At 70.5% G+C, this 4903-nt stretch carries 5 protein-coding genes; 3 read left to right on the top strand and 2 right to left on the bottom strand.

Features of this window, described 5'->3' with window-relative positions; translation table 11 throughout:
• Positions 1 to 117 precede the first annotated feature (117 nt).
• From HG542_RS33060 to HG542_RS33050, 3 genes are read left to right on the top strand one after another with little or no spacing between them, the layout of a single operon-like run.
• Positions 118 to 1095, top strand: a complete 978-nt coding sequence (locus tag HG542_RS33060) for an ABC transporter permease (protein ID WP_171088056.1) — start codon at positions 118 to 120, stop codon at positions 1093 to 1095.
• Between the two features lie 30 nt (positions 1096 to 1125).
• Complete coding sequence (locus tag HG542_RS33055) at positions 1126 to 2145, top strand: ABC transporter ATP-binding protein (RefSeq protein ID WP_171088054.1); 1020 nt, start codon at positions 1126 to 1128, stop codon at positions 2143 to 2145.
• Positions 2146 to 2167: 22 nt separating this feature from the next.
• The gene (locus tag HG542_RS33050; protein ID WP_171088058.1) at positions 2168 to 3211 is read left to right on the top strand and encodes an ABC transporter ATP-binding protein; all 1044 of its coding nucleotides are present in this window, start codon (positions 2168 to 2170) and stop codon (positions 3209 to 3211) included.
• Positions 3212 to 3428: 217 nt separating this feature from the next.
• Here the strand turns inward: HG542_RS33050 and HG542_RS33045 are convergent, their stop codons facing one another.
• On the bottom strand, positions 3429 to 4481 hold the full coding sequence (locus tag HG542_RS33045) for an ABC transporter ATP-binding protein (protein ID WP_171088053.1): 1053 nt from the start codon (positions 4479 to 4481) through the stop codon (positions 3429 to 3431).
• Positions 4468 to 4903 (bottom strand): oligopeptide/dipeptide ABC transporter ATP-binding protein (locus tag HG542_RS33040; protein WP_171088051.1); only part of this gene is annotated, 436 nt, incomplete at its 5' end. The genes HG542_RS33045 and HG542_RS33040, both read right to left, overlap by 14 nt.

Below are 4903 nucleotides of genomic sequence, written 5' to 3'. Positions count from 1 at the left end.
GGCGTCTTCGTGAAGTAGCCGCGGTACCGGCCGGGCCGCACGGGCCCGGCCGGCCGCCGCCGCTCCGTCCCGCCCCCCGTCCCGCCCGCCCCGCCCGAACCGTGAGGCAGCGCAGCCATGCTGAGATTCCTCGCCCGCCGGACCGCCGGCGCGCTCGTCATCATCCTGCTGATCAGCGCGATCACGTTCTTCCTCTTCTTCGCGCTGCCCTCCGACCCGGCCCGCATGTCCTGCGGCAAGAACTGCACCGCCGACGCGCTCGCCGTCATCCACAAGAACCTGGGCCTCGACCAGCCGGTGCCCGTCCAGTACTGGCACTACATGGTGGGCATCTTCACCGGCCGCGACTACTCCGTCGGCCACTGCGCGGCCCCCTGCTTCGGCTACTCCTTCTCCAACCAGCAGCCGGTGTGGGGCACCATCGTGGACCGCTTCCCCACGACCCTGTCGCTCACCCTGGGCAGCGCCGTCGTCTTCCTGACCGTCGGCGTCGGCTTCGGCATGATCGCCGCGGCCTTCCAGGGCCGGTGGCCCGACAAGTTCTTCAGCTCACTGTCGCTGATCGCCAACTCGCTGCAGATCTACTTCGTCGGCATCCTCGCCCTCGCCGTGTTCGTCACCGGCCTGCACTGGGCGGACAACCCCGCCTACTACCCGATCACCGAGAACCCCGGGAAGTGGTTCACCGGGATGCTCATCCCATGGCTGGTGCTCTCCATCATCTTCGTCGCCAACTACACGAGGATGACCCGCTCCCAGATGGTCGAGCAGCTGGGCGAGGACCACGTCCGCACCGCCCGCGCCAAGGGGCTGACCCGGCGCACGGTCTTCTTCCGCTACGCGTGGCGCGGGGCGCTCGCGCCCATCGTGACCATCTTCGGCATCGACCTCGGCTCGCTGTTCGGGGGCGCCATCATCACCGAGTTCACATTCAGCCTGCACGGGCTGGGGAGGCTGGCGGTGGACTCCGTCGGCCAGACCGATCTGCCGACGCTGATGGCGGTGATGCTGATCAGCTGCACGGCGATCGTCGTGGCCAACATCGTGGTCGACGCCGCCTACGCCTTCATCGATCCGCGGGTGCGGCTCGCGTGATTCCGCACGCCCCTCAGGGAGTTCAGCACCGTGACCGCATTCCTGTCCGTCAGGGACCTCCACGTCCGCTTCGACACCGAGGACGGCACCGTCAAGGCCGTCGACGGCCTCTCCTTCGACGTACGGAAGGGCGAGACCCTCGGCATCGTCGGCGAGTCCGGCTCCGGCAAGTCCGTCACCAACCTCGCCGTCCTCGGCCTGCACGACCCCCGGTCCACCGAGATCCGCGGCGAGATCCTGCTGGACGGCCAGGAGCTGACCGCCGCCCCCGAGTCCGTCCTGGAGAAGCTGCGCGGCAACAAGATGGCGATGATCTTCCAGGACTCGCTCACGGCGCTCTCCCCCTACTACACCGTCGGCCGCCAGATCTCCGAGCCCTTCCGCAAACACACCGGCGCCTCCAAGCGGGACGCCCGGCTGCGGGCGATCGAGATGCTGGAGAAGGTCGGCATCCCCAACGCCGGGCTGCGCGTGGACGACTACCCGCACCAGTTCTCCGGCGGCATGCGGCAGCGCGCCATGATCGCCATGGCGCTGGTCTGCGACCCGGAACTGCTGATCGCCGACGAGCCGACGACGGCGCTGGACGTCACCGTGCAGGCCCAGATCCTCGACCTCCTGAAGGACCTCCAGCAGCAGACGGGCGCGGCGATCGTGCTCATCACGCACGACCTCGGCGTGGTCGGGCACACGGTGGACGAGGTGCTGGTGATGTACGCGGGACGGGCGGTGGAGCGCGGCACGGTGGACGAGGTGCTGCGCGAGCCCCAACACCCGTACACCTGGGGCCTGCTGGGCTCGATGCCGCGGCTGACCTCGGACGTGACGGAACCGCTCACCCCGATCCCCGGCACCCCGCCGAGCCTGCTGGCACCGCCGCCGGGCTGTCCCTTCCACCCACGGTGCGCCTTCGTCTCCGACGTGGGCGGGAACCGCTGCCGCTCGGAACGCCCGGAACTGCCGGCCACGGGCCGCGGCTCGGCCTGCCACCTGACCCCGAACCAGAAGCGCACGACCTTCACCGAACGGATCAAGCCCCGGCTGGGCTGAGGAGCGAGCGGACGTGGCGGACATGAGCGAGATCCTGGTGGCCGAGGGGCTGACCAAACACTTCCCCATCAAGGGCGGCTTCCCGGTCAAACGGACGGTCGGCGCCGTCCAGGCCGTCGACGGCATCGACCTCGCCATCCGGGCCGGCGAGGCCTTCGGCCTGGTCGGCGAGTCGGGCTGCGGCAAGTCGACGACGGGCCGGCTGCTGACCCGGCTGCTGGAACCGACCGCCGGGCGGATCCGCTACCGCGGCGAGGACATCACCCACGCGAGCCGCAAGGAGCTCGCCCCGATCCGCTCCGAGATCCAGATGATCTTCCAGGACCCGTACTCGTCGCTGAACCCGCGGCAGACGGTCGGAAAGATCGTCTCCGGCCCGATGGAGATCAACGGCATTGCGCCGCCCGGGGGTCGGGAGGCCCGCGTCCGCGAACTCCTGGAGACCGTGGGCCTCAACCCCGAGCACTACAACCGCTTCCCGCACGAATTCTCCGGCGGCCAGCGCCAGCGCATCGGGGTGGCAAGGGCGCTGGCCCTGGAGCCGAAACTGATCGTGGCGGACGAACCGGTGTCGGCCCTGGACGTCTCGATCCAGGCCCAAGTGGTCAACCTTCTCCAGAAGCTCCAGCGGGAGCTGGACATCGCGTTCCTGTTCATCGCCCACGACCTGGCCGTGGTCCGGCACTTCTCGCAACGGGTGGCGGTGATGTACCTGGGCCGGATCGTGGAGGTGGGCGACCGCGACGACATCTACCGGCGCCCGCGCCACCCGTACACGCACGCACTGCTGTCGGCGGTACCGGAGGCGGGGGAGGACGGCGGGACCAGGGTGGGGGCACCTCCCAGCGTTAGCTGGGGGAGCATCCGGCTGGCGGGGGACGTCCCGTCCCCCATCGACCCCCCGTCGGGCTGCCGCTTCCGCACGCGCTGCTGGAAGGCGCGGGACGTGTGCGCGGAGACGGTACCGCCGCTGGTCCGCGCGGACGGCTCACGGGAGGGCCACTTGTCGGCGTGCCACTTTCCGGAGCCGCCGACGGTGGAGCGGGACACGGAGGTGGTGATGTGAGCTCCGGGGGCCGGGGGTCGGGGGCGCCACTGAGGACTCACAAACGGGTGTCCTGCTGTTGCATGGTGCCCCACTCCCAGGTCAACCGGCCGTGCGTTTCCAACACGACCCCTGGGAGCTCGCCCGCAGTGCGACGGAAATCCTCACTCCCCCCGGCGCACCGTGAGGATTTCCGGCACCGGAACACCGGCAGCCGGCGCGCGTACCTGCACGGGGGTCAGGTGCGCGCACCCTCCTCCGCGAAGTGGCACGCCGACGGGTGCGCCGCCGGGCCCCCGCCCTCCCGGAACCATTCCGGCACCGCCAGCGGCGGCACCACCTCCGCGCAGACCGCCTGCGCCTTCCAGCACCGGGTGCGGAACCGGCAGCCCGACGGCGGGTCCGCGGGCGACGGGACGTCACCCGTCAGGAGAATCCTCCCCCGGCCACCGCCGGGAGGTGCCCCCACCCTCGCCTCCCGTCCCCGCGGGTCCGGTACCGGTACCGCCGACAGCAGGGCCTGCGTGTACGGGTGCGTCGGGTGCTCGTAGATCTCCGTATCCGACCCCGACTCCGCCAGCCGCCCCAGATACATCACCGCCACCCGGTCCGAGATGTGCCGGACCACGGAGAGGTCGTGGGCGATGAACACGTACGACAGCCCGAACTCCCGCTGCAGCCGCTCCAGCAGGTTGACCACCTGGGCCTGCACCGAGACGTCCAGTGCGGACACCGGCTCGTCCGCCACGATCACCTCGGGCCGCAGCGCCAGGCCGCGCGCGATGCCGATGCGCTGCCGCTGGCCGCCCGAGAACTGGTGCGGGTAGCGGTTGACGTGCTCGGGGTTGAGGCCCACCACCTCCAGCAGCTCCTGCACCTTGCGCCGCCGGCTGCCTTTGGGGGCCGCCTCCGGGTGGATCTCGTACGGCTCGCCGACGATGTCGCCCACCGTCATCCGGGGGTTCAGGGAGGTGTACGGGTCCTGGAAGACCATCTGGATGTTGCGGCGGACCGCCTTCAGCGCCTTGCCCGACAACCGCGTGATGTCCTCGCCCCGGTAGCGGATCTGCCCCGCCGTCGGCCGTTCCAGGTGGACGAGCAGCTTCGCGACCGTCGACTTGCCGCACCCCGACTCCCCCACGATGCCGAGCGTTTCGCCCTTGCGGACGTCGAAGGAGACGCCGTCGACGGCGTGTACGGCGCCCACCTGCTTCTTCAGCACAATGCCGCGCGTCAGCGGGAAGTGCTTGACCAGGTCGCGTACTTCCAGAAGGGGTTCAGTCTGCGTCATCCAGTGTCTCCTTCCAGAAGTGGCACGCACTCGCCCGCCCCGGCCCCACCGCGAACAGCGGCGGCCGGTCCGTCCGGCAGATGTCCCGGGCGCGCGGGCAGCGCGGGTGGAACGGGCAGCCGGCCGGGATCGCCGTCAGGCTGGGCGGCAGGCCCTTGATCGCGTACAGCTCCGCGCCCTTGCGGTCCAGGCGCGGGATCGAGTCCAGCAGCCCGCGGGTGTACGGGTGCGCGGGTGCGCGGTACAGCTCGTGCACGGGCGCCCGCTCGACGATCCGGCCCGCGTACATCACCGCGATGTCGTCGGCGACGTCCGCGACCACCCCCAGGTCGTGGGTGATGAGAATGAGCCCCATCGTGTACTCGCGCTGCAACTCGGACAGCAGGTCCATCACTTGGGCCTGGACGGTGACGTCCAGGGCG

The sequence above is a fragment of the Streptomyces morookaense genome, assembly GCF_013030945.1.
GTDB classification, from domain to species: Bacteria; Actinomycetota; Actinomycetes; order Streptomycetales; family Streptomycetaceae; genus Streptomyces; species Streptomyces morookaensis.
Note: the sequence above shows the minus strand (reverse complement) of the source record. Positions and strands in the feature narration are given on the sequence as shown.

Excerpts from the sequence above, each read along its gene's own strand:
- HG542_RS33050 (WP_171088058.1), top strand. The coding sequence starts at position 2,168 with ATGAGCGAGATCCTGGTGGCCGAGGGGCTGACCAAACACTTCCCCATC.
- HG542_RS33060 (WP_171088056.1), top strand. The coding sequence starts at position 118 with ATGCTGAGATTCCTCGCCCGCCGGACCGCCGGCGCGCTCGTCATCATC.
- HG542_RS33045 (WP_171088053.1), bottom strand. The coding sequence starts at position 4,481 with ATGACGCAGACTGAACCCCTTCTGGAAGTACGCGACCTGGTCAAGCAC.